Origin of the sequence: Bacillus sp. DNRA2 (genome assembly GCF_012843265.1) — a bacterium.
Taxonomy (GTDB): Bacteria; Bacillota; Bacilli; order Bacillales; family Cytobacillaceae; genus Bacillus_BU.
Map to the genome: position 1 here is coordinate 56,455 of NZ_JABAIT010000006.1, position 20,866 is coordinate 77,320.

21 protein-coding genes are annotated in these 20,866 nt (G+C 42.7%); all 21 read left to right on the forward strand.

Annotated elements, in window-relative coordinates; genetic code table 11:
• Nucleotides 1–29 precede the first annotated feature (29 nt).
• The 21 genes from nagE to atpG all read left to right on the forward strand — a co-directional run bounded on the left by nagE (nt 30) and on the right by atpG (nt 20,847).
• Nucleotides 30–1,490: an N-acetylglucosamine-specific PTS transporter subunit IIBC gene (gene nagE / locus HHO41_RS07145; protein WP_169096955.1), complete on the forward strand. Its 1,461-nt coding sequence runs from the start codon at nt 30–32 to the stop codon at nt 1,488–1,490.
• 123 nt (nt 1,491–1,613) lie between these two features.
• Nucleotides 1,614–2,159: a manganese efflux pump gene (locus tag HHO41_RS07150; protein WP_211171077.1), complete on the forward strand. Its 546-nt coding sequence runs from the start codon at nt 1,614–1,616 to the stop codon at nt 2,157–2,159.
• A 170-nt stretch (nt 2,160–2,329) separates the two neighbouring features.
• Entirely contained in the window at nt 2,330–2,788 is a 459-nt protein-coding gene (locus tag HHO41_RS07155) for a low molecular weight protein arginine phosphatase (protein WP_169096959.1), read from the forward strand.
• A gap of 93 nt (nt 2,789–2,881) precedes the next feature.
• On the forward strand, nt 2,882–3,325 hold the full coding sequence (rpiB, locus tag HHO41_RS07160; RefSeq protein ID WP_169096961.1) for a ribose 5-phosphate isomerase B: 444 nt from the start codon (nt 2,882–2,884) through the stop codon (nt 3,323–3,325).
• Between the two features lie 124 nt (nt 3,326–3,449).
• The gene (locus tag HHO41_RS07165; RefSeq protein WP_169096963.1) at nt 3,450–4,019 is read left to right on the forward strand and encodes a TIGR01440 family protein; all 570 of its coding nucleotides are present in this window, start codon (nt 3,450–3,452) and stop codon (nt 4,017–4,019) included.
• Nucleotides 4,020–4,416: 397 nt separating this feature from the next.
• The gene (glyA, locus tag HHO41_RS07170; RefSeq protein WP_169096965.1) at nt 4,417–5,658 is read left to right on the forward strand and encodes a serine hydroxymethyltransferase; all 1,242 of its coding nucleotides are present in this window, start codon (nt 4,417–4,419) and stop codon (nt 5,656–5,658) included.
• 323 nt (nt 5,659–5,981) lie between these two features.
• Nucleotides 5,982–6,611, forward strand: a complete 630-nt coding sequence (gene upp / locus HHO41_RS07175; RefSeq protein ID WP_169096967.1) for a uracil phosphoribosyltransferase — start codon at nt 5,982–5,984, stop codon at nt 6,609–6,611.
• 120 nt (nt 6,612–6,731) lie between these two features.
• Nucleotides 6,732–7,016: a hypothetical protein gene (locus tag HHO41_RS07180; RefSeq protein WP_169096969.1), complete on the forward strand. Its 285-nt coding sequence runs from the start codon at nt 6,732–6,734 to the stop codon at nt 7,014–7,016.
• Nucleotides 7,017–7,430: 414 nt separating this feature from the next.
• Nucleotides 7,431–8,615: an acetyl-CoA C-acetyltransferase gene (locus HHO41_RS07185; RefSeq protein ID WP_169096971.1), complete on the forward strand. Its 1,185-nt coding sequence runs from the start codon at nt 7,431–7,433 to the stop codon at nt 8,613–8,615.
• A gap of 206 nt (nt 8,616–8,821) precedes the next feature.
• The gene (locus tag HHO41_RS07190) at nt 8,822–9,607 is read left to right on the forward strand and encodes a 3-hydroxybutyrate dehydrogenase (protein ID WP_169096973.1); all 786 of its coding nucleotides are present in this window, start codon (nt 8,822–8,824) and stop codon (nt 9,605–9,607) included.
• 146 nt (nt 9,608–9,753) lie between these two features.
• Nucleotides 9,754–11,181: a sigma 54-interacting transcriptional regulator gene (locus HHO41_RS07195; RefSeq protein WP_169096975.1), complete on the forward strand. Its 1,428-nt coding sequence runs from the start codon at nt 9,754–9,756 to the stop codon at nt 11,179–11,181.
• Nucleotides 11,182–11,496: 315 nt separating this feature from the next.
• Complete coding sequence (locus HHO41_RS07200; RefSeq protein ID WP_348981238.1) at nt 11,497–12,462, forward strand: nuclease-related domain-containing protein; 966 nt, start codon at nt 11,497–11,499, stop codon at nt 12,460–12,462.
• Between the two features lie 105 nt (nt 12,463–12,567).
• Complete coding sequence (locus tag HHO41_RS07205; protein WP_169096979.1) at nt 12,568–15,048, forward strand: S8 family serine peptidase; 2,481 nt, start codon at nt 12,568–12,570, stop codon at nt 15,046–15,048.
• Between the two features lie 469 nt (nt 15,049–15,517).
• The gene (locus HHO41_RS07210) at nt 15,518–15,745 is read left to right on the forward strand and encodes an AtpZ/AtpI family protein (protein ID WP_169096980.1); all 228 of its coding nucleotides are present in this window, start codon (nt 15,518–15,520) and stop codon (nt 15,743–15,745) included.
• A 1-nt stretch (nt 15,746) separates the two neighbouring features.
• On the forward strand, nt 15,747–16,121 hold the full coding sequence (locus HHO41_RS07215; protein WP_169096982.1) for an ATP synthase subunit I: 375 nt from the start codon (nt 15,747–15,749) through the stop codon (nt 16,119–16,121).
• 21 nt (nt 16,122–16,142) lie between these two features.
• Entirely contained in the window at nt 16,143–16,853 is a 711-nt protein-coding gene (gene atpB / locus HHO41_RS07220; RefSeq protein ID WP_169096984.1) for a F0F1 ATP synthase subunit A, read from the forward strand.
• Nucleotides 16,854–16,924: 71 nt separating this feature from the next.
• Nucleotides 16,925–17,137: a F0F1 ATP synthase subunit C gene (gene atpE, locus HHO41_RS07225; protein ID WP_006838507.1), complete on the forward strand. Its 213-nt coding sequence runs from the start codon at nt 16,925–16,927 to the stop codon at nt 17,135–17,137.
• 171 nt (nt 17,138–17,308) lie between these two features.
• A complete protein-coding gene (gene atpF / locus HHO41_RS07230) occupies nt 17,309–17,836 on the forward strand; it encodes a F0F1 ATP synthase subunit B (RefSeq protein ID WP_169096986.1) in 528 nt (175 codons plus the stop codon).
• Nucleotides 17,833–18,369, forward strand: coding sequence for a F0F1 ATP synthase subunit delta (locus tag HHO41_RS07235; protein WP_169096988.1), 537 nt, complete (start codon nt 17,833–17,835; stop codon nt 18,367–18,369). Before atpF ends, HHO41_RS07235 begins: the two co-directional genes overlap by 4 nt.
• A 24-nt stretch (nt 18,370–18,393) precedes the next feature.
• Nucleotides 18,394–19,902 carry a F0F1 ATP synthase subunit alpha gene (atpA, locus tag HHO41_RS07240; RefSeq protein ID WP_169096990.1) on the forward strand — a complete coding sequence of 503 codons (1,509 nt, stop codon included), beginning with the start codon at nt 18,394–18,396 and terminating at the stop codon, nt 19,900–19,902.
• 87 nt (nt 19,903–19,989) lie between these two features.
• A complete protein-coding gene (gene atpG / locus HHO41_RS07245) occupies nt 19,990–20,847 on the forward strand; it encodes an ATP synthase F1 subunit gamma (RefSeq protein WP_169096992.1) in 858 nt (285 codons plus the stop codon).
• Nucleotides 20,848–20,866 lie beyond the last annotated feature (19 nt).

Below are 20,866 nucleotides of genomic sequence, written 5' to 3' on the forward strand. Positions count from 1 at the left end.
TCTTAACAAAACGTTAGGAGGAATCATAAATGTTAATGAAATATCTTCAAAAATTAGGACGTTCTTTAATGCTGCCAGTTGCAGTATTGCCTGCAGCGGCAATTTTAATGGGGATTGGTTATTGGATTGACCCAACAGGCTGGGGAGCAGACAGCCCTGTTGCTGCATTTTTAATCAAAGCAGGTGGGTCAATTATTGATAATATGGCAATTTTATTTGCCGTTGGGGTTGCACTTGGAATGTCGAAGGACAAGGATGGCTCCGCGGCATTGAGCGGGTTGGTTGGATATCTTGTTGTAACGACTGTACTATCAACCAATTCAGTGGCATTGCTTCAAGGGATTGAGCCAGAAGCAGTTAATCCTGCTTTTGCAAAAATCGGTACACAATTCATTGGAATTTTCTCAGGGATTATCGCATCGATCATGTACAATCGCTTCAGCCATGTGAAGTTGCCTGATGCTTTATCTTTCTTCAGTGGTAAGCGACTTGTTCCGATTATGACCGCTTTGGCTATGCTTGCTGCATCATTTGTATTGTACTTTGTATGGCCGGCGATTTTCTCAGGTTTAGTAAGCTTCGGTAAAACAATCAGTGATTTAGGGGCAGTAGGTGCAGGTATCTATGGCTTCTTAAACCGCTTACTCATTCCAATTGGATTACACCATGCCTTAAACTCCGTATTCTGGTTTGATGTCGCCGGAATTAACGATATCGGTAATTTCTGGGCAAGTAAAGGTGAACAAGGCGTTACTGGTATGTATCAAGCAGGATTTTTCCCTGTGATGATGTTTGGTTTACCAGCAGCAGCATTAGCGATGTATCATACTGCTAAAACCAAAAAGAAAAAGCAAGTAGCCGCATTGATGCTTGCCGCAGGGGTTGCGTCATTCTTTACGGGAGTTACAGAACCGCTTGAATTTGCCTTTATGTTTGCTGCGCCATTATTATATTTCATCCATGCTTTATTAACAGGTCTTTCTCTAGCTGTAGCGGCGATGTTCCATTGGACAGCTGGGTTTGGCTTTAGCGCTGGTTTGGTAGACTTTGTGTTAAGTTTAAAAATACCGATTGCCAATCAGCCATTTATGTTAATCGTTCAAGGCTTAGTGTTTGCAGTCATTTATTATTTCGGATTCCGCTTCTTGATTACTAAGTTTAACTTAATGACACCAGGACGCGATGAAGATGCAGATGAAGATGCTACCGCAAAAGTGGTTGAGCTTAATGGAAAATCAAGATTTTCCGCAATGGCTGCTAGTATTTATGAAGGCTTAGGTGGAGATATAAACGTCATTTCAGTTGATAATTGTATTACGCGCCTAAGAGTAGAAGTGAAAGATATGAAACTAGTCGACCAAAAAATGATTAAGGCAACTGGTGTTCCAGGAATTAATATTGTCGGACCACAAAGTATCCAAGTCATTGTTGGCACAAACGTCCAGTTTGTTGCTGATGAAATCGAAAATATCCGTCGTAAAATAAGCTAATTGCTAGGGCCTGAATCTTTTCACCTCAAGATTCAGGCTTTTTCTTAAGTCTAAACCCTTGTGGACGTGCATATGTTGAATTAGTAAGTCCAAGTGTCCAAGGGGGCGAAAGATTTGGCCGCAATGATTGGTGAAATGTTCACCTTGTGTGTGATGGCATTTGCATTAGGAATGGATGCCTTTTCCGTCGGTCTTGGCATGGGCATGATCCGCCTCAAGCTCAAGCAAATATTCAAAATCGGCGTTATGATAGGGTTATTTCACGTTTGGATGCCGCTGTTAGGCATCATTGCTGGAAGATTTCTGTCAGATAAATTTGGGCAATTTGCCGGCTATGCCGGAGGATTGCTATTGCTGATTCTCGGACTGCAAATGATTTGGTCGAGCCTAAAAAGCGAGGAAAACCGCCTCATTACACCGGTCGGCTTTGGTCTTATCGTGTTTGCATTAAGCGTGAGCCTTGACAGTTTTTCCGTCGGTCTGACGCTCGGAATTTACAAAGCAAAAACGCTGGCTGTCCTGATTAGCTTTGGGATTGCCGCGACTCTGTTGACCTGGGCGGGACTCCTTGTCGGCCGCAAAGTGCAAGGCTGGCTTGGCACCTATAGCGAAGCGCTCGGTGGCAGCATCCTCCTCGGCTTTGGTCTCAAGCTCCTTTTGCCTATATGATAAACCGTTCCATCTTGAAACCTTAGTTCGCGACTAGGGTTTTTTTATTTGCTCGAGTATATGTGCCCTTTTTCCGGATTGGTACGAGTAAATGGTATGCATTCGACAGCAGGTTTCATTATTATGTGATTCGTCCAATAATGCTTATAATGGAAGTAAAGACTGGAGGGATGAAAATGCGGATTTTATTTGTTTGCACAGGGAATACATGTAGAAGCCCAATGGCCGAGGCTATTTTAAAAAATAAAGCAGTTGAAGGCATCGAAGTAAAGTCTGCAGGGGTTTTCGCGGTTGATGGCAGCCCAGCATCTTCCCATGCTCGGACCGTGCTTGGTGAGAACAACATTCCAGAGGAGCACCGCTCCACGATGCTTTCTGAAGCGGAAATCAATTGGGCCACTCATATTTTCACGATGACGGTTGGCCATAAGGCATCGGTGCTCGCCTATTTTCCACAAGCAGCGAACAAAACATACACGATAAAGGAATTTGCGGCGGTTGAAGACAGCTTTATAGGTCAAGATGTGGTTGACCCGTTCGGTGGACCACTCGAACTCTACCGGCAAACCTTCGCCGAAATCGAAAACACCATCGATAAAATCATTAATCGCCTTACTAGTGAAAAGTAATTATTACTGCAAAGATAAATTTGAAATCTTACTACTTTCATGTCAAAATAATGATGTTTAAATATATGGTTTAGATAACAGGAGGAAACAATAATGAAAGTAGCAATCGCATCTGATCACGGTGGACTAGTCCTTCGTGAAGAAATAAAGAATTTAATGGATGAAATGGGCATTCAATATGAAGATTTTGGCTGTGAGTGCGAATCCTCAGTTGACTACCCAGACTACGCTTTACCGGTTGCTGAAAAAGTAGCATCGGGCGAATTTGATCGCGGCATCCTCGTTTGTGGCACCGGAATTGGCATGAGCATCGCCGCAAATAAGGTGAAGGGCATCCGCGCTGCGCTAGTTCATGACGTATTCTCAGCAATCGCTACTCGTGAGCACAACGACAGCAATATTTTAACAATGGGTGAACGCGTCATCGGAGCGGGTCTTGCTCGTGAAATTGCAAAAGCTTGGTTAACAACAGAATTTCAAGGCGGTCGTCATGCTAATCGCGTGAACAAAATTACCGCAATTGAATTAGGTAAATAATTTGGCAAACCCGGTGCGCCTTAACTAGACGCCAAAGCCGGAAGCCACTGCCCATCCATAAGTCACGGCAACAATTTCCGGTAAAACGGAAGATGATTATGGGCGCAGAAAGGAGGAGGGCCTCGTGTCAGTACAAGTTTGGGAAACCGAATTAGACAATATTTTAAGTAGCTTTTTTAATCAGGTTGATTTGAAATCAGGCAATCTTGTTGTAATTGGCTGCAGTACAAGCGAAGTCATCGGCCAGCGCATCGGCACAGCTGGATCAACTGAGGTTGCGGAAATGATTTTTCGTGTTTTAACAAAGTATCAAGCGCAAATTGGATTCAAGCTGGCATTCCAATGCTGTGAGCATCTAAATCGCGCGCTTGTGATTGAACGGCAAACGGCAATCGAGCGCAATTTCGATGAGGTTTCCGTGATTCCGATTCAAAGTGCAGGCGGTGCGATGGCCACTTACGCTTACGCGCATCTCAGCGACCCTGTTATGGTTGAGGCTGTTCAGGCCGAAGCCGGAATCGACATTGGTGAAACGATGATTGGCATGCACCTCAAGCGTGTCGCCGTTCCTGTTCGAACCGAGCAGCGGACCGTTGGCTCAGCTCGTGTAATCTTGGCGAAAACACGGCCAAAACTGATTGGCGGCCCTCGCGCTGTCTACGAGCGCACCGTCGACAACACTACTTGTCACTAAATTGATATACAAACCAAAGGTAAGTACACACAGGTACTTATCTTTTCTTTTTTGGGAAAAATAAAACAGTTTGTCGGGCAAGGCTAAGGTTCGAACATAGAAATGCATTTACATAGCCTCAAAAAAACCGACTCATGTAAATACAAACGCGAAATGCATTTACCTAGCACCAAAAAATCTTACTCAGGTAAATGCAAATGCCACAGAATAACCAAACATTACCTTTTGTGCCACCCCGAAATCACTATCATTCGGAAATTTTAAAATGTATCCGTTTACTTTTCGCCTAATCTCGCTTTCATTCTTTCTTTTTAGACAAAAACCGTGTAAAATGTAATAGAATTTTCAAATAATAGTTCGGAAATAGACTTCGTTTAAATAAAGAAAGGGGATTAATATGAAAAATTTAGCTCGTCAAGACGAACAAGTATACCAAGCCATTCAAAAAGAATTAGGACGTCAACGCAACAACATCGAACTAATCGCTTCTGAAAACTTTGTAAGTGAAGCAGTTATGGAAGCACAAGGTTCCGTTTTAACTAACAAATACGCAGAAGGTTACCCTGGTAAACGCTACTATGGTGGCTGTGAATACGTCGATATCGCAGAGGACATCGCTCGCGATCGTGCAAAGCAAATTTTCGGAGCAGAGCATGTTAACGTTCAACCGCACTCTGGTGCCCAAGCAAACATGGCTGTTTACTATGCCATCCTACAGCACGGTGACACTGTACTTGGAATGAACCTTTCCATGGGTGGTCACTTAACTCACGGTAGCCCAGTTAACTTCAGTGGTCTACAATTCAACTTCATCGAGTACGGTGTAGACAAAGAAACTCACTACATCGATTATGAAGATGTTCGTGCCAAAGCATTAGAGCACAAACCAAAATTAATCGTTGCGGGTGCATCAGCATATCCTCGTGTCATTGACTTCGCGAAGTTCCGTGAAATCGCTGATGAAGTTGGCGCTTACTTAATGGTTGATATGGCGCACATCGCTGGTCTTGTAGCAGCAGGCTTACATCCAAGCCCAGTGCCTTACGCAGAATTCGTAACAACAACTACTCACAAAACGCTTCGCGGACCTCGTGGCGGTATGATCATGTGCCGTGAAGAATTCGCAAAAGCAATTGATAAATCAATCTTCCCAGGCGTTCAAGGTGGTCCATTAATGCACGTAATCGCTGCAAAAGCAGTAGCATTTGGTGAAGCACTTCAAGACAGCTTTAAAGATTATGCGAAAAACATCATCACAAACGCTGCCCGCCTCGCTGCTGGCTTGCAAAATGAAGGCATCAACCTTGTATCTGGCGGAACTGACAACCACCTATTACTAGTTGACCTGCAATCACTTGATTTAACTGGTAAAGTGGCAGAACACGTTCTTGACCAAATCGGAATTACTGTAAACAAAAATACAATTCCTTACGATCCAAAAAGCCCGTTCGTAACAAGCGGTATCCGTATCGGTACAGCTGCTGCAACATCTCGTGGCTTCGGCGTAGCGGAAATGGATGAAATCGCAAGCATCATCGCCCTTGCACTTAAAAATCATGAAGATGAAGCGAAACTTCAAGAAGCAAGTGAGCGCGTTGCAGCTCTAACTGCGAAATTCCCATTATATCCAGCATATTAATCACAAACACTCGGGATGGTCACAAGACCATCCCGATTTTTGTGAAGGTGAGTAAAAAATGTTGATACTTACAGAGTTGATTGGAGCGGAGCGCCCGGAACGGAAATCAACAGCTTGTTAAAAAACTTCAAGCCCCCTTTAACATCTCACAAAAAAATTGATTTTTTTCGCATCATGACGGAAACCATAAACATATATTGCAATTACGTGATAAGTGCATAAAGATTGTTGCCTGTTAAAGCTTTTTTCTGTAAAATAAATCGAAGTGTGGTACAGCGTTTTACATAGTACGACAAAAATTGATAAACGAAGGAGCGAGACAATTGGCAAAAGTATATGTTTTCGACCATCCACTCATCCAGCATAAACTTACATACATCCGTGACAAAGAAACTGGAACAAAAGAATTCCGTGAGCTCGTTGATGAAGTTGGAACGTTAATGGCGTTTGAAATCACCCGTGATTTACCGCTAGAAGATATTGAAGTTGAGACACCGGTTTCAAAAACAAAATCAAAAGTACTATCCGGTAAAAAAATCGGCCTTGTGCCAATTTTACGTGCAGGAATCGGCATGGTTGACGGGATCTTAAAATTGATTCCAGCAGCAAAGGTTGGCCACATCGGTCTTTACCGTGACCCAGAAACCTTAAAACCGGTAGAATATTACATCAAGCTCCCTAGTGATGTTGAAGAACGTGACTTTATCGTGGTTGACCCAATGTTGGCAACTGGTGGCTCAGCAATTGAAGCTATCCACGCTTTAAAGAAACGCGGTGCGAAACACATTAAATTCATGTGCTTAATCGCAGCACCTGAAGGCGTCGAAGCCCTTAAAAATGCTCATCCAGATGTTGACATTTTCATCGCGGCACTTGATGAAAAGCTTAATGACCATGGCTACATCGTTCCAGGTCTAGGCGATGCCGGCGACCGTTTATTCGGTACAAAATAATAACAGTTCAAAGAGGCGAATCCGGTAAACGGTGCAGCCTCTTTTTTGTCTTTCCAAGAATATCCTGCGCGATTTTGAAAAAAATAAGCACAACAAACACTGTGCGGGAGTTGTCTGACGATGCTAAAAACTAGAACGGAGCAGGAATGGGTAACGGATTACATCAAGGGAAAGGAGCATCCGTTGCCAGTTGTGCTTGGCACAAAGGGAACTTGGACCGGCAACGGGAAGCCGATGATTATCCTGATTGCCTTTTCACATGAAGATGTTTTGACACTAGGTGAAATTTACGGAGTCGCTCACCATCCTGTCCGGGTCATGGAAGAGAAATCCGTAACCTACTATGCCATCAATATCATCAATAAGAAAAAAGTGAAGACGATTATTCAAGAGTGGCAAGCTTGATTGCTTATTTAAAAATAAAGACTGTTTCATTACTTTACATGTAGTGTTTCACAACTTAACACTATTTTCCGTTTTTCCGGAAACAAACTTCCGTATTGATGGAAAATTCCATCTTTTCGGAAAAATATCCAACTCTATTATCCTCGTAATCATCAATGCTATTATTTTTTTCTGAATCCTAAACCCCGTTATATAGCCATTTTTAGAAAAATATAAAATTCACCGGCATTCTATTCTTATTTTTGGCACGGAACATGCATATATAAAGGTTAAGAAGAATATAAATCACCTATAACCTTCTGGACAAGAGTAGTACAGACACAGACTGATAACGCTTTCATGAATACAACAAGGGTAACCCAGGGGGAAGGTGTCCTACCAGGGAGAAAAAATAGCGAATAGGGGGAATTTGTTATGCGTGAAGTCGTAATTGTAAGTGCCGTTCGGACAGCGATTGGAAGTTTCATGGGGTCATTGAGCAACACTCCAGTAACAGAGCTTGGAGCGGTCGTTATTAAAGAAGCGATAAATCGAGCCGGAATCAAGCCGGAGCAAGTTGATGAAGTCATTATGGGAAATGTTCTCCAAGCGGGGATTGGCCAAGGACCTGCACGGCAGGCCGCTGTAAAAGCCGGAATTCCAATTGAAAAAACGTCAATGGCAATTAACAAGCTCTGTGGTTCGGGGTTAAAAGCCGTTCATCTTGCCGCACAAGCGGTTCAGTTAGGAGATGCTGACATCGTTGTGGCTGGTGGGATGGAAAATATGAGTCTCGCGCCATACTTGCTTCCGAAGGGCCGGACAGGCTTTCGAATGGGTGACGGTAAGGTCGTTGACAGCATGATTCAAGATGGTTTGCATTGTGCCTTCAATGATTACCATATGGGGATCACCGCTGAAAATATTGCAGAACAATACGGATTAACGCGCGAGCAGCAGGATGAATTTGCGGCATGGAGCCAACAGAAGGCTGAGCAAGCGATCAAGGACGGCAAATTCCAGGATGAAATTGTGCCAGTTCTGCTGCCAAACCGTAAAGGTGATCCAATTCGTTTTGATCAAGATGAATATCCGCGTGCTGGTGCAACAGCAGCAGCGCTAGGAAAATTGAAACCAGCATTTAAAAAGGACGGGACAGTAACAGCAGGTAACGCATCCGGTATTAACGATGGCGCCGCTGCCTTCGTCATCATGAGCCGTGACAAAGCAAACGAATTAGGCGTGAAGCCGATGGCGGTCCTTCGTGGCAACGGAAGTGCCGGAGTCGACCCAAGCATCATGGGTGTCGGGCCAATTCCAGCAACGAAAAAGGCGCTCGAAAAAGCCGGTCTTTCAATTGAAGACATTGGCTTGGTTGAAGCGAATGAAGCCTTTGCGGCGCAATCGCTCGCTGTTGGTCAAGGACTCGAAATTCCGAGAGAAATCCTTAACGTAAACGGCGGCGCCATTGCCCTTGGCCACCCAATCGGCGCAAGCGGTGCTCGTGTCCTCGTTACCCTGCTCCATGAAATGAAACGCCGTAACACACAATATGGCCTAGCAACTCTCTGTATCGGCGGCGGAATGGGAATTGCTAGTATTGTAGAGTTAGAAAAATAAACATAATACTCAGGGTGGGGGGGCATGAGAGTCATGAGTCATGCCTCGCTCACCGCCCATCAAACATTTCGAAAACAATCAAAAAACATCATATTCATCATCAAAAACTTCAATTATTACTCCGACACCGCAAAAAGTGCATCCAACACCGAAATGTTCGAAATATAACCTAGCAAAAACCTAAGCAAATTCAAGGAGAATTGACTATGAGTAATTTGTTAGAGGGGAAAGTGGCGTTTATTACAGGTGCTGCCAGTGGAATCGGACTTCAGCTTGCCAAAACGTTTGCCGCTGAAGGTGCGAAGGTCGTAATATCTGATCTCAGCATTGAAACGTGTGAAGCGGTTGCATCCGAGCTAACCCAGCAAGGTTTTGTAGCTGCCGCTGAACAATGTGATGTGACTGATGAGGTCAATTTTAAGAAAAGTATTCAGCAAGTTAAGGCTACGTTCGGCGCCATCGATATTTTAGTCAACAATGCCGGGCTTCAATTTGTTTCGCCAATCGAGGAATTCCCGACGGAAAAATTCGAGCAATTGCTCAAGGTTATGCTCACCGCGCCGTTTATCGGCATCAAGCACGTTTTCCCAATCATGAAGGAGCAAGGCTATGGCAGAATCATCAATATGGCTTCCATCAATGGCCTAGTTGGCTTTGCGGGGAAAGCAGCTTACAATAGTGCCAAACATGGCATTATTGGCTTAACAAAGGTCGCCGCATTAGAAGGTGCACCAAATGGTATAACCGTTAACTCACTTTGCCCAGGCTATGTTGACACTCCACTCGTGCGAAATCAGCTGGACGATTTGGCTAAAACGAGAAATGTCAGCCTTGAGCGCGTCATTGATGAGGTCATCTACCCGCTTGTACCGCAAAAGCGCCTGCTATCGGTAACTGAAATTGCTGATTACGCTGTGTTTTTGGCAAGTGATCGAGCCCGGGGAATTACCGGGCAAGCAGCAGTAATCGATGGGGGTTACACAGCCCAATAATCGATATTTAAATCTTAATCACGCTCCGAAACTCTTATCCTATAACCCAATCTACTAAAAAAGGAATCTCATCTCGGTCCTTCGAATGGGATTCCTTACTATTTGCATGTATAATGTAGAGAGATAAAAGGGTAGGGGTGAAAGGTGTGAACGTTGGAATTGATCAAATTCCCAGACAATGGGTAGAGGAAATCTTGAATCTATCAGGCAAGCGCGTAGTTGTGGTAGATAGGGAGGGGATCATTCGCTACATTAATGCTGGTTATTGTCAGTTCTTCGGCATAACACCAGAGGATGCGCTCGGTCGCCCGGTTCAGGAAGTAATTGAAAATACACGGATGCATATCGTCGTCAAAACGGGGAAACCGGAGCTTGCCGCCCTTCAACCTGTCAAAGGCAGTGAAATGATTGCCAACCGCTTTCCCATCATCATTGATAATGAACTTGTCGGCGCCTTTGGAACAGTGATGTTCGGTAACCCTGATGAAATCCATTCCTCGAAAGAACAAATTGAAATGCTCATTGAAGAGCTTAATTTTTATAAAACACAAATGGAAAAGGACCTAAACTGCAAATATTCCTTTGCTGATTTAATTGGTCGCAGTCAAACATTCCTAAATGCCCGCAAGCTTGCCGAACGGGTGTCTGTGGGCATGTCCTCGATTCTGTTGATTGGCGAATCAGGCACCGGAAAAGAGCTGTTCGCACATGCGATCCACCATAATAGCCCTCGTGCATTCAAGCCGTTTGTACCTATCAACTGTGCTTCCATTCCGGAGCACCTGCTTGAGTCCGAGTTGTTCGGCTACGAAGATGGCTCGTTTACTGGTGCGAAAAAGGGTGGCAAGAAGGGATTGTTTCAGCTTGCCAATAAAGGTACTATTTTTCTCGACGAAATTGGCGACATGCCACTGTCGATGCAAAGTAAGCTGCTTAGGGCGCTTCAGGAAAAAGAAATCCAGCCTGTCGGCGGGCAAAAATCAATCAAAATTGACGTCCGCATCATCGGCGCGACTCATCGCGATCTTGAGAAAATGGTCAAAGAGGGCAAGTTCCGCCAAGACTTGTACTATCGCTTAAATGTCATCAAGATTGATATCCCACCGCTTCGCGACCGAAAGGGAGATATTGAGCTTCTAGCGAAAAAGCTCGTCGAGAAGATAGAAAAGAAATTTTACCGGAAGGGCATCATGCTAAGTCCCGAAGTCATCGGACGACTTCAGCAGCATACGTGGCCAGGCAACATTCGCGAGCTCGAAAACGTGTTGGAGCGAGCGATTAATGTTCTGTCCGGAACGCAGATTGAGCTCGTGCACCTTCCGTTATATATTCGTGATTTGGCTGGGGTTGAGGGCTATGTGGTTCCGGAAAATCAAGCCGAGGTAGAAGGAGATTACTCTTTACAGCTGCCAACCATAATCCAACCATTAAAAGACACAATCGCTTTCGTCGAAAAACAGGCAATTCTGGGAGCATTACAAGCTGCCGATGGTAATAAACTAGCAGCGGCCAAACTCCTCGAAATCGGCAAAACCCGATTTTACGAAAAGTGCAAGGTTTACGGGATAAAATAAATGATCAGCAAATTGTATTAGCGATTAACCGTTGGGATGAGATGGTTAAAAGCTCAATTTGCTGATTTTTTTTGGTTGGAGCGGAGCGTGATGCGAGTGATTTTATTCACATTGACCCATAAATTTCGGAAAGTGACCCATAAAATTTCAAAGGCGACCCATAATTTCATAAAGGTGACCCATAAAAATCGAAAAGCGACCCATAAATTTTATCGTCATCAAATGGTCATAATGTTTCATGAATGATAGCAGGGATAAATCGCTTAATTCTCGAAATTATTTATAAATTTTCATTAGGAGGGATATTACTTGTTTGTGAAAGAGCGAAAAACACCTCTAATTGTTAGAGAAATTGATGCAATTCTAAATAGAATACCTTTGACACATTCAAAAAGGTCAATTCTTGAAGAAAATCGAACGAACTATATGAAAGGATTTCGAGGTGAGAAGCAAATTGATTACTATTTAGAAGAATTAAAAGCAAGTGATTATCTTATTTTCGCTGATTTGCGCTTAATCTCCAATACGAACCGTGCCTTCCAAATGGACACACTCTTAATTTCTCCATATTTTTTCCTTATTATTGAATCAAAGCATATCGCCGGAACGTTAATCTTTGAGAAAGACTCTACCCAAATGATCAGGGAATTAGACGGTATTAAACAAGGCTTCACAAATCCGATAGTCCAAGTAGCAAGACACAAAGTGAAATTGATAGATTGGCTAACTAAACATAAAATTCCTAAGGTTCCGATTGAGGACCTTGTTGGAATAGCGGACCGCAGAACTTTAATTGTCACTACACACGATAACAAACAAATATATCAAAAATTAATTTACGCCGATGTCATATTGCAGAAGATAAGACAGTTTGAATCTATATTCACTGAAAAAATACTAACCAATAGACAAATTCAACAGATTAAAAAACTCCTTCTAAAGAGTCACACTCCTGTTTCTCCAACCATTTTAAAAAAATACAATATAAATCCCACTGAATTAAAAAAAGGTATTCAATGTCCAGAGTGTGGACAGTTTCATATGACTCGTGAAACACAAAACTGGTATTGTGCAATATGTAAAACGTACAACAGGAATGCTCACATAAAGGCAGTCGAGGAGTACTTCTTAATTTTTGCAACGGAAATTTCTAATAAACAATTCCGGGAGTTTGTATTACTTTGCTCACGAAATATCTCCAAAAAGCTCCTTTTAAGAATGAACCTCCCCACTACTGGCGCAAACAAAAACCGACTTTACCACCGCCCGCCAGATTTTTAAGTGTAAGGGGCAGACTGTTGTCGGGTTTCGTGAAGCTACAGTTACACCTTTTGTATAATTCTCACCCTAACAGAAAAACCTAATAGCAAAAAAGGAGTCCACATCATGCGTATCTTGCTTTCTGTGTTTATCCTTTTTATGATTGTGAACAGCGCGCTGCACCAGACCTATGCTCGAATTGAAGTTAAAACGCACCCATCAATACACATTCAGACCAATATCAACACTTCGGAAGCGCCAACTGCAAGGCTAATTCATCCGCCTATCCCAACCGAAAATCCCCAAACTGAAAAAATCGCAATAGTGACGCTTGAAAACCCGCAGCAGCCTGCGGAGATTTTAAAAGACTTTCCCGAGCTGAAGCTAAGGTATGTGTTTGAGCATGCCCTTACTGGGTTTTCGGTAGAAGGCCCCATGAAAGCGCTAGAACAGTTGGCTAAAAAACAATCAAACATTATCAATATTTCACCTGTGAGTACGTACGAAATTGAAGCGACCAGAATTTCACCTGTGAGTACGTACGAAATAGAAACGATTGGACCGTCGCGCATAACAGCATACGAAGCGCTCGGAACACTCGATACACATAACAGTTCCAATCTAGATATCATCGACGCCAACAAAGCGAATAGACTTCTCGATGAACAAGGAAACTATCTTACCGGTAAAGGTGTCACCGTCGGGGTGATCGATACTGGCGTTGATTACACGCATCCGGACCTAAAGGCGAACTACAAAGGTGGTCAGGATTTTGTTGACGGAGATAAGGATCCGATGGAGACAAAAGGAATAGCGGGGCGGTCTACCATCCACGGTACACATGTTGCTGGAATTATTGCCGCAAATGGCAAAATAAAAGGTGTGGCCCCTGAGGCGAATATTATCGCCTATCGCGCACTTGGCCCAGGTGGGAGTGGTACAACCGAACAGGTCATTGCCGCGATTGAGCAAGCTATCAAGGATAAAGTCGATATTCTCAACCTTTCGCTAGGCAATAGTGTCAATGGCCCGGACTTGCCAATCAGTCAGGCTCTTAACAAAGCGGTTGAAGCAGGAATCACTTCTGTCACATCATCTGGGAATTCGGGTCCAAATCGCTGGACGGTTGGCTCACCGGGGACAGCGACAAAAGCAATATCCGTTGGTGCGTCCACGCCGAAACAGCGCATACCATATTTAGAAATTTTACCAAATGAAAGTTCTCGCGCTAAAACAGGCAACCAATCTGTGCGTGAGTCCGAGTCCGACTCCGAGTCCCAGTCGCAGTCTGAACCCCTCCCTACCAAAGTCCGTCTCGAACCACTCCAAGGTTCCAGTGCTTGGACTCAAGATAACCGTACTGCGGAATTAATTTTTGGGGGCTTGGGTCGAACCGACGAACTAAAGCAAGCACAAGGTAAAATCGTCATTCTCGAACGAGGCAAACTGACCTTCACCCAAAAGGCGAAAAACGCAGCTAGAGCCGGAGCGAAAGCAGTTATTATTTTTAACAATACAAAAGGAAGCTTTATGGGGAATCTTGAAGAGAAGCTGAATATTCCGGTTATGTCGGCATCACAAAAAGACGGGCGGACTTTAAAGAAACTGTGCCCACTATCGGTTAGAACATTATTAATAGAAGAAACTGATCATTTGGCAGAATTTAGTTCAAGAGGACCGGTCACGTCAAGTTGGGAAATAAAACCGGATGTTGTTGCGCCAGGAGTGGCGATCAATAGTACGATTCCAGGTGGTTATCTCGAACTTCAGGGGACGAGCATGGCAGCACCCCATGTGGCGGGAGCGGCTGCGCTCATCAAACAGGCGCATCCCGATTGGCCGCCGGAGCAAATTAAAGCAGCCCTGATGAATACAGCTAAACCCATCAAAAATCAAACAGGCAAAAACTATCAAACATATGAGCAAGGTGCCGGAAGAATTCAGCCAATCCGAGCAATTCGGGCAAAATCAATCATCACGCCTGGTTCGCTCCAATTTGGGAAATTCAACTTACAGGAATATCACCATAGGCATCAGACTAGTCTTACCGTAACAAACACTGCCGATCACAAGCAAAGCTATCATTTCAAAATGCCAAAGCAGATTCCGGGAATTAATTGGAGTCTGCCGTTAAGCTTTGAGCTTACACCTGGTGAGGCAAAGCAAATTCAAATTAGCATGACGATTGATCCAAAGCATTTCGCAGAGAAGATTTATGATGGTTACCTAGAGCTTCATGATGAGACAGACATCATCAGAATTCCATACCTTTATGTATTTGAAGAGCCAGATTATCCACGCGTGATGGGGTTTGAGATAGGAGTGGGTGATGCGGAGGATAACTACCGCTATGAAGTGTATTTACCAGGAGGTGCTGAGGAGTTTGGGATTGCGATATTTAACCCTGAAACACTCGAATTTATCGGGTATTTGGATTGGGCACGTAATGTCCCGAATGGCCTTTTGGAAAAAGAAATCAGTCGGGAGCATTTGCCGCAAGAGGGGCTGTATTTAGCGAAGGTGTTTGCAAAAAAGGGCGGAAAAGAGGATAGGCTCGAAACAATGATAAAAATTATGCCAAAAAGTGAGGAAAGTCGATTCCAATAACATACAATTCCTGTAAAATTAGGTACAGTCACAAGCTGGTCCGCTTTGTTGTAGTACAGAAACAAGGCGGATGTTCCTAGAAATGACAGCATTTAGGCGATAATTTTCAACAAAAAATTTACTATATTAAGAATTGTTTGACAGTGTGTAAATTTTGAACATTTAAAAAAACGTGTCCAAATTGTGACTTATTTCCTGAATTTACATTGACAATGCCAAAGTGCTATTGTATGCTAACAAAGGGTATAAAATGATAGGGTTTACAATGCTAGTATTGATATTTTCGCCTTCATTAAAATGTTATTTTTGAACAAAAATCACATCCAACATCATGAGAATACATAATATTTACAATACTATTTTTAACAAAGCCATCAAGATTTTTCTACAATTTCAGCAGCCAAGACTAATCGAATTTCAAGATTCTACAAAGAAATTACCATTCTCTTAAAGGGAGGATGTGTTTTTTATGACTCAAAAGAACCGTCGCCCGTTTCAAGCTATGGCGCTCATGTCAGGGATTTTATCCTCATTAGTAGGATGCATCTTGATTGGGATTTTCGCCGGTAGAGCACTTGATAACTGGGTAGGAACCGAGCCGTTATTTCTCATTATTGGGTTGATGCTTGGTCTGGCAGCAGGAATCTTCGCAATGCTTCGACTTGTTAATCAATTCTTCTCATCAGGGGATCACTAATATGTTTGAGATTAAATCAATGTATACACGCCAACGGAAGTACATATTTTTTTTGCTGGCTTTATATGTTTTAGGCTGGGGTTTTACTACATATCAATCGGTATTTCTAGGCTTGATTCTTGGAACTAGCTTAAGTCTGTTTAATTTATGGTTAATGGTTCGAAAAACAGACAAGTTCGGTGATGCTGTATTACAAGGAAAAAAAGTCCGTTCGCTTGGATCCTTTTCGAGGATGGCGACAGCGGCATTGGCAGTAATGATTGCTTTGAGATATCCTGAATCATTTCACCTTGTTTCTGTAGTTTTGGGATTAATGACATCCTATATTGTCATTATGATAGATTTTTTTCTTCAATCTTTTCATTCACATAAATAACGCGGAAGAGAGGTGATACTGTTGCATCACGAAGCTCCTATAGTTGAATTTCTTGGTCTTAATTTTAACTTGGCCAACGTTTTAATGATTACGGTCGCCAGTGTGATAGTCTTCTTAATTGCAGTCCTATCTACACGGAAACTCGCAATGAGACCGACCGGAATGCAAAACTTCTTTGAGTGGGTTATGGATTTCGTTAAAAACATTATCGACAGCACAATGGATTGGAAAACTGGTGGAAGATTCCACGTTTTAGGTATTACAATCATGATGTATGTGTTTGTTTCGAACATGTTAGGCCTTCCATTCTCAGTTGTAATCGACGGTACGCTATGGTGGAAATCACCAACAGCCGACCCAGTCGTTACCTTAACACTTGCTACTATGGTAGTTGGTTTATCTCATTACTATGGTGTAAAGATGAGAGGTACAGCGGCATACGGAAAAGAATTCCTAAAGCCGTTTGCATTTATGTTCCCAATTAAGATTATTGAAGAGTTCGCGAATACGTTAACTCTCGGTCTGCGGCTTTACGGGAATATTTATGCGGGTGAAATTTTATTAGGTTTATTAGCCAGCGGACTTGCGACTGGCGTGGGTGGTACTATTGCAGCAATTGTACCAATGCTAGCATGGCAAGGCTTCTCAGTCTTTGTCGGCGCAATCCAAGCATTTATTTTTACAATGTTAACGATGGTTTATCTTTCTCACAAAGTGAGTAGCGACCATTAATATATTACGGTGTTCAATTCGAGCATCTTAAAAAAACTATTTTTCCACATATTTGAAGGAGGAACTTTATAATGGGTCTTTTAGCAGCAGCAATCGCAATTGGTTTAGCAGCACTAGGTGCTGGTATCGGTAACGGTCTTATCGTATCTCGTACAGTAGAAGGTATCGCACGTCAACCAGAAGCTCGTGGTATGTTACAAACTACAATGTTCATCGGGGTTGCGTTAGTAGAGGCGATTCCTATCATCGCGGTTGTTATCGCGTTCATGGTTCAAGGTCAATAATTTTTTACTAAGCAAGACGTTCAAGTGTGGCGAAGATCATTCCATGTGAACCTTCGCCATTCTCTTATGTCCACTTGGCGACATTTGAATTATTTTTGACAAAAAATCAGGATTCATATACATGAACCTTAAAAGTTGAAGTGATCGACTCTTGAAGGGAGTGAACCCGGGGTGTTAACAAGCAGTTTAGTATTAGGAGCGGCTGAAGCTCATAGCGGTTTTAATGGTGGAGACATCATTTTCCAATTAGTAATGTTTATCATCTTGTTAGCATTATTGAAAAAATACGCATGGGGTCCGTTAATGGGCATCATGAAACAGCGTGAAGATCATGTAAATGGTCAAATTGATGCGGCTGAAAAGAGCCGTACAGAAGCTAACAAAATTTTAGAAGAGCAACGCGCTCTTTTAAAAGAAGCTCGTCAAGAAGCGCACGTATTAATCGAAAATGCGAAAAAACAAGGCGATGTGCAACGTGAAGAAATTATCGTAGCTGCACGCGCAGAATCTGATCGTATTAAAGAAGCAGCTAAACTTGAAATCGAAACTCAAAAAGAGAAAGCAGTTACTGCTATTCGTGAACAAGTGGCTTCTTTATCTGTGTTGATTGCGTCTAAAGTTATTGAAAAAGAATTAACTGCGGCTGATCAAGAAAAACTTATCAATGATTATATTCAAGAGGCAGGAGAAAAGCGATGAGCAACTCTGCAGTAGCAAAGCGCTATGCGTTAGCTCTTTTCCAGCTTTCGAAGGAACACCAGCTTCTTGACCAGATGGAAACAGAACTTCGTGTAGTGAAAGATGTAGTCACTAATAATCCGGGGTTAACAGCTTTATTACAATCTCCAAAGCTTTCTAAAGATAAGAAGAAAGAAATTGTAAATGAAGCATTTTCATCGGCTAGTCCATTTGTGGTAAACACTTTAAAAATTATGATTGATCGCGGACGTGCTGCTCAATTGACAGCGCTAGCAGATGAATTTATTGTCCTTGCGAACGAAGAAAGAGGAGTTGCTGAAGCTGACGTTTACACAACCCGCCCAATAACAGCGGATGAAAGCAAAGCTTTATCAGAATCCTTTGCAAGCAAGGTTGGCAAAAAATCTCTTACTATTAATAATATCGTTGATTCCAATTTGCTCGGCGGCGTTAAGCTTCGAATTGGAAACCGGATTTTCGACGGCAGCCTGCGCGGGAAACTGGAACGATTAGAACGTACATTATTAGGCTAAGATTCGTAGATAGGGGTGAAACTCATGAGCATCAAAGCTGAAGAAATTAGTGCGCTGATAAAAAAGCAAATTGAAGAATATCAGTCGGAAATTCAAGTGAGTGATGTAGGTACGGTTATCTCTGTAGGTGACGGTATCGCTCGTGCTCATGGCCTCGACAATGTCATGGCTGGAGAACTTGTTGAATTTTCAAACGGCGTTATGGGTATGGCACAAAACCTTGAAGAAAATAACGTCGGTATTATTATCCTTGGACCTTACTTAGATATCCGTGAGGGTGATGAGGTTCGTCGTACAGGTCGTATCATGGAAGTTCCTGTTGGTCCTGAGTTAATCGGACGTGTTGTGAACCCACTTGGATTACCTGTTGATGGTCTAGGACCAATCAATACTACAAAAACTCGTCCTATCGAGTATAATGCACCAGGAGTAATGGCTCGTAAATCTGTTCATGAACCACTTCAAACTGGTATCAAAGCGATCGACGCTCTTGTACCAATCGGACGTGGACAACGTGAATTGATCATCGGTGACCGTCAAACTGGTAAAACATCTGTTGCAATCGATACAATCTTGAACCAAAAAGGTCAAGACATGATTTGTATCTACGTTGCAATCGGACAAAAAGAGTCAACTGTACGTAACGCAGTTGAAACTCTTCGTAAGCACGGCGCATTAGAATACTCAATCGTAGTAACAGCGTCTGCTTCTCAACCAGCTCCATTACTATACCTAGCTCCTTACGCTGGTGTATCAATGGCTGAAGAATTCATGTACGATGGCAAGCACGTATTGGTTGTTTATGATGACCTTTCTAAGCAAGCATCTGCATACCGTGAACTTTCATTATTATTACGTCGTCCTCCAGGTCGTGAAGCGTATCCAGGGGATGTATTCTACCTACACAGCCGTCTTTTAGAGCGTGCTGCTAAATTATCCGATGCACTTGGTAAGGGTTCAATTACAGCTCTTCCATTCATCGAAACTCAAGCTGGTGACGTTTCTGCGTATATTCCAACAAACGTTATCTCGATCACTGATGGACAAATCTTCTTACAATCTGACTTGTTCTTCTCAGGTGTTCGTCCAGCAATCAACGCTGGTCTTTCCGTATCTCGTGTAGGAGGATCTGCGCAAATTAAAGCGATGAAGAAGGTTTCTGGTACATTACGTCTTGACCTTGCGTCATACCGTGAGCTAGAAGCGTTCGCACAATTCGGTTCTGACCTTGATGCAGCTACTCAAGCGAAATTAAACCGTGGTGCTCGTACAGTTGAGGTTCTTAAACAAGATCTTAACAAGCCGCTTCCTGTTGAAAAACAAGTTGCGATTCTATATGCATTAACAAAAGGCTTCTTGGATGATGTACCTTTACAAGACATCCGTCGCTTTGAAGCTGAATACCATACATGGTTAGACCATAACCGCAAAGATTTATTAGATCATATCAAAAATACTAAGGAACTTCCTGCTGATGCTGATATGTCTGCTGCGATCAACGAATTCAAGAAAACTTTCGCAGTATCCGAGTAATCTATAGGACTAATAAATAAAGGTGAAGGCGTCTTTTGTTAAAGGCGCTTGATACCTTAATTCTTTGTAAAAGGGTGGTGAGAACCTGTGGCATCTTTACGTGATATAAAATCAAAGATAACTTCTACTAAAAAGACGAGCCAGATTACGAAAGCGATGGAAATGGTATATTCTGCAAAGTGGAGTAAAGGCGTTGGAAACGCAAAAGCGTTTGTTCCTTACATGGAAAAAATCCAAGAAGTAACGGCGTCTATTGCGATTGGTAGCAAGGATGCAAACCATCCAATGCTCGTAAGCCGTCCTGTTAAAAAGACTGGTTACGTAGTATTCACTTCAGACCGTGGCTTGTGTGGAGGATATAACTCTAACGTGCTTCGTGCTGTATACCAAACAATCCAGGAGCGTCATAAATCTACTGATGAATATGCAATTATTGCAATCGGAAGAATGGGACGTGACTTTTTCGTAAAGCGAGGAATGCCTGTAATCCTTGATATTATTGGTATTTCCGACCTGCCAAGTTTTGAAGATATCCGAGAAATCGCAAATAAATCTGTTGGTATGTATTCTGACGGTACATTCGATGAATTACATGTCTACTATACCCATTATTTAAGCGCCATTTCTCAAGAAGTAACGACTAAGAAGTTATTACCGTTAACGGATATTCAAACTTCTTCTAAACTTACTTCTTATGAATTTGAGCCATCTGCTGAAGAAATATTGGACGTTCTCTTGCCTCAATATGCTGAAAGCTTAATATATGGTTCGTTATTAGACAGTAAAGCTAGTGAATCTGCCGCAAGGATGACAGCGATGAAGAATGCGACTGATAACGCGAAAGAGCTTATCAACTCGTATACTCTATTGTTTAACCGTGCCCGTCAGGCTGCGATTACTCAAGAAATCACTGAAATCGTCGGTGGTGCAGCTGCACTAGAATAGTAAGTTTACCGAAATTTAT

What these genes read in the sequence shown, in the direction of transcription:
- nagE (WP_169096955.1), top strand. Translation starts at nt 30, where the DNA reads ATGTTAATGAAATATCTTCAAAAATTAGGACGTTCTTTAATGCTGCCA.
- HHO41_RS07150 (WP_211171077.1), top strand. Translation starts at nt 1,614, where the DNA reads ATGATTGGTGAAATGTTCACCTTGTGTGTGATGGCATTTGCATTAGGA.
- HHO41_RS07155 (WP_169096959.1), top strand. Translation starts at nt 2,330, where the DNA reads ATGAAAATGCGGATTTTATTTGTTTGCACAGGGAATACATGTAGAAGC.
- rpiB (WP_169096961.1), top strand. Translation starts at nt 2,882, where the DNA reads ATGAAAGTAGCAATCGCATCTGATCACGGTGGACTAGTCCTTCGTGAA.
- glyA (WP_169096965.1), top strand. Translation starts at nt 4,417, where the DNA reads ATGAAAAATTTAGCTCGTCAAGACGAACAAGTATACCAAGCCATTCAA.
- HHO41_RS07180 (WP_169096969.1), top strand. Translation starts at nt 6,732, where the DNA reads ATGCTAAAAACTAGAACGGAGCAGGAATGGGTAACGGATTACATCAAG.
- HHO41_RS07185 (WP_169096971.1), top strand. Translation starts at nt 7,431, where the DNA reads ATGCGTGAAGTCGTAATTGTAAGTGCCGTTCGGACAGCGATTGGAAGT.
- HHO41_RS07190 (WP_169096973.1), top strand. Translation starts at nt 8,822, where the DNA reads ATGAGTAATTTGTTAGAGGGGAAAGTGGCGTTTATTACAGGTGCTGCC.
- HHO41_RS07205 (WP_169096979.1), top strand. Translation starts at nt 12,568, where the DNA reads ATGCGTATCTTGCTTTCTGTGTTTATCCTTTTTATGATTGTGAACAGC.
- HHO41_RS07210 (WP_169096980.1), top strand. Translation starts at nt 15,518, where the DNA reads ATGACTCAAAAGAACCGTCGCCCGTTTCAAGCTATGGCGCTCATGTCA.
- HHO41_RS07215 (WP_169096982.1), top strand. Translation starts at nt 15,747, where the DNA reads ATGTTTGAGATTAAATCAATGTATACACGCCAACGGAAGTACATATTT.
- atpE (WP_006838507.1), top strand. Translation starts at nt 16,925, where the DNA reads ATGGGTCTTTTAGCAGCAGCAATCGCAATTGGTTTAGCAGCACTAGGT.
- HHO41_RS07235 (WP_169096988.1), top strand. Translation starts at nt 17,833, where the DNA reads ATGAGCAACTCTGCAGTAGCAAAGCGCTATGCGTTAGCTCTTTTCCAG.
- atpA (WP_169096990.1), top strand. Translation starts at nt 18,394, where the DNA reads ATGAGCATCAAAGCTGAAGAAATTAGTGCGCTGATAAAAAAGCAAATT.